At 62.3% G+C, this 3,516-nt stretch carries 2 protein-coding genes and 1 pseudogene; 1 reads left to right on the top strand and 2 read right to left on the bottom strand.

Going from position 1 to position 3,516, the window contains the following annotated elements:
- Positions 1-259 precede the first annotated feature (259 nt).
- A complete protein-coding gene (gene recA / locus P792_RS33375; protein WP_031241439.1) occupies positions 260-1,300 on the bottom strand; it encodes a recombinase RecA in 1,041 nt (346 codons plus the stop codon).
- A gap of 241 nt (positions 1,301-1,541) precedes the next feature.
- Positions 1,542-2,975 carry a gamma-glutamyltransferase gene (locus tag P792_RS33370; protein WP_031241438.1) on the bottom strand — a complete coding sequence of 478 codons (1,434 nt, stop codon included), beginning with the start codon at positions 2,973-2,975 and terminating at the stop codon, positions 1,542-1,544.
- 221 nt (positions 2,976-3,196) lie between these two features.
- Between P792_RS33370 and P792_RS37775 the strand changes: the two are divergent.
- Positions 3,197-3,516 (top strand): annotated as a pseudogene (locus P792_RS37775) (DsbA family protein); the annotation flags it as partial.

Below are 3,516 nucleotides of genomic sequence, written 5' to 3'. Positions count from 1 at the left end.
CGAAACCTGCCAGAACGAACTGGCCGACGCCTATTGGGCGCCCCCCAAGGCATTTGATGCCGGAAGCTTCAGCCAGTCTCAGGGTCAGGCGTAAAAACCGGCGGCGAGAGCTTGCCGTGCGGGCGTTGAGTCCCCCCGGTACAATATTTGGCTGTCTGCGCTGAATGACCCATAAAAAGACCCGCTGCATCTCTGGTGATGCAGCGGGTCTTTTCAATTCAGTCTCGCGCTACCCTGCCTGCGACAGGGATGACGGGACTCAGACTTCGGCTTCGTCTTCCTGCTCTTCCGGCGAGGTCATCATGGCGTCAGCCACCACGCCAGCCTGCTCGCGGATACGACGCTCGATATCGGCCGCCATCTCGGGGTGATCGCGCAGGAACTGCTTGGCATTCTCACGCCCTTGACCCACGCGGGTGCTGTCATACGAGAACCAGGCACCCGATTTCTCGACGATATTGGCCTTGACGCCCAGATCGATCAGTTCGCCGACCTTGCTGATGCCCTCGCCGTACATGATGTCGAATTCAACCTGACGGAAAGGCGGGGCCATCTTGTTCTTGACCACCTTCACGCGTGTCTGGTTGCCCACCACCTCGTCGCGGTCCTTGATCGAACCGATACGGCGGATATCCAGACGCACCGACGCGTAGAATTTGAGCGCGTTACCACCGGTCGTGGTCTCGGGATTGCCGAACATCACGCCGATCTTCATGCGGATCTGGTTGAGGAAGATCACCATCGTATTCGAGCGCGAGACCGTGCCAGTCAGCTTGCGCAGGGCCTGGCTCATCAGACGGGCATGAAGACCGACATGGCTATCGCCCATATCGCCCTCAAGCTCCGCACGCGGCACCAGTGCCGCCACGGAGTCGACCACCAGCACATCGACGGCACCGGAACGCACCAGCGTATCGGCAATTTCCAGAGCCTGTTCACCAGCGTCAGGCTGGCTGAGCAGAAGATTATCGACATCCACCCCAAGCTTGCGGGCATAACCCGGATCGAGCGCATGTTCAGCATCGATAAAGGCGCAGGTTCCGCCCTTCTTCTGGGCTTCGGCAATCGCATGAAGCGCCAGTGTCGTCTTGCCGGAGCTTTCCGGGCCGTAGATCTCGATGATACGGCCGCGCGGCAGACCACCGATACCGAGGCCGATATCGAGGCCCAGCGAGCCCGTGGAAATCACATCGGCCTGCTCCTTGGGGCGCTGCCCCATGCGCATGATCGACCCCTTGCCGAAAGCCCGTTCGATCTGGCTCAGCGCACCTTCGAGTGCTTTCGTCCTGTCCACGCTCATATCCTGTCCTCCGCTCACACCAGTGTTGCCGAACTCATGAAAATCGGCAATCGGGGCGGAGCGATTCGTGTTGATCGTTCACATTTGTTCTTGAGAACATATCATGATCACGCCCCTTTTGCACGAGGGGACGGGCATAAAAAATACCCCCTGTTTCCAGGGGGTATAAGTGTCGTTTCTGCAAACAATTCATGCTCCCACATCCGGCCTCGATGCCCCAGACGCGAGAGATTATGCGGGATCAGTTGTTCACACTGCCCACGGAAAGACCGCCACCACGCGGATCGGTATCACCCTGACAATTGCCGCCCTTGCAGACCGAGGCATTGACGCGCCCCTGCCCTTCATGCGGCACCGTCGTGCCAGAGACGATAGCCCGTGCAGCCTGAGCCAGCGCATCGGCTGCATCGTTCTGGCCGGAGGCGGCGGCAGCGCCAGTCAGGGTGCCACGACGCTGCACAATGGCAGCAGCCAGAAGCGGTGCCGGATAGCGCCCCGGTGCCGCGGCCAGCAGCACGCCCGTTCCTTCAGCCATACGACCTGTGCCGAACAGGTTGTTGTCAGTCAGGGCGCAGGCCACAGCGCCACCCTTGTTGTCTGTCACGACAAAGGAGGTCGAGGCCGGAAGCGACGGCAGGGAACCACCGTGGCTGGAGCCCCCATTGACCAGGGTCTGTGCAGCGCTGAGGAGGGCGTCATTGCTCAGGCCATGACGGTCTTCGCTGCGCCACGTTGCCACCACGCTCTGTGCGGAAGCGCCGGAGTGGAACGCCGCCGCAGCACCAAGCCCACCATCGGCAGGCGGCGGCAGGAACGAGGCCACGTAGCCATCCTGCTCGACCTGAAGCGGCGCGATCTGCGCTGGCATGGCGTTACGCAGCGCCGTTGTTGAAAGGCCGCCCCCTGCCTTGTTGGCCCCTTCGACGAAGATCCCGCCAAGCGCCCCGTTATACAGATCGCCCACACCAACATTGGTCATGCGTTCCAGAAAACTTGCCAGCTGGGGCTGCACCAGCGCATCGCCATTTTGCAGCGGCGCGCCATCGGGACGGCTGAAAACGCTGCGTGCGGCGTCATCGGCGAAGAGGGGATTATGTACCGCAGCAATATCGTTGGCCAGCACGCGGCTGACTGTGGTGCCGCTGCGGGCAAGGCGAACGGACGGACCAAGAATATCAGCAAATTCGACGGTGCCGTAGCGAAGCTGCATGGTGAACAACCCACGCGGCGTCATCGGTATCGCCGCCTGACGCGTGGCTGCACCCGAAGCGCTGGCTGAACCGGGCAGGAACACGAAAGCCTGGGGGGCCTCGTTGGCGCGTGTGGCCAGGCAGGCGCCACCACCGCCCAGAGAGGCACGCGATGGCAGGGTGACCGACAGTGCCATTCCCACTGCAGCCGCAGCATCGGCTGCGTTGCCGCCATGCACCAGCACATCGCGCCCGATCAGGGCCGCACGCGGCTCATCGGCCACTACTGTCCCGATATAGCCGGTCACGATGGGCGTGGTCTTGCCAAACAGGCTGTGACCGATATGCGCGACATCGCTGCACCCGGCGAGCAGCATGGCTGCCGTAAGGGCACAAGCCGGGCGCAACCCTGCCTTGAGCGCAAAGCGCCCTGCGGGGCGACAGGGGGCATTCGACTGACGATGCGCCACGTGCGGTGTCTCCATGACCCGGCAAGCCTTTTCTCTACTGTTCCGGACAGGGATGGCATCCTCGGGGGCCGAAGAAGCAACTGTCTGGAAATTGGGTTCGTTAACGCATCTAACCGTGATCCGGACGATGGGCAACCGCGCGACCGGCTCCGGTTTTGCGAAATCGCTTTTGCTGGCCTATGCAGGAGCGCGTTTTCTTCACACCCATGTCTTTCACGACCAGCAGGATCGTCCTCATGACCCGCCCGACCCGTGCCCGGCTTGCCGGCACCTTTCTCGCCCTTGGTCTGACCGTGTCGACCGCCGCTCCGGCCCTTGCTGCCCCCAATACTGCGTCTGCGGCTGCGGAATCGTCTTTCAGCCCGGCCCAGCGCGCCGAGATCGTGACGATCCTGCGCGACGCCCTGAAGAATGACCCGAGCATTCTGAGCGATGCCATCGTGGCCCTGCGTCAGGGTGCCCAGCAGAAAGCAGCAGATGACGCCCTCACCCATGTTCGCTCCGATCGTGAGCGTCTGCAAAAGGGGCCCGACTACACAGTGCGCGGCAACCCGCA

Origin of the sequence: Asaia sp. SF2.1 (assembly GCF_000505765.1) — a bacterium.
Lineage (GTDB): Bacteria > Pseudomonadota > Alphaproteobacteria > Acetobacterales > Acetobacteraceae > Asaia > Asaia bogorensis.
Note: the sequence above shows the minus strand (reverse complement) of the source record. Positions and strands in the feature narration are given on the sequence as shown.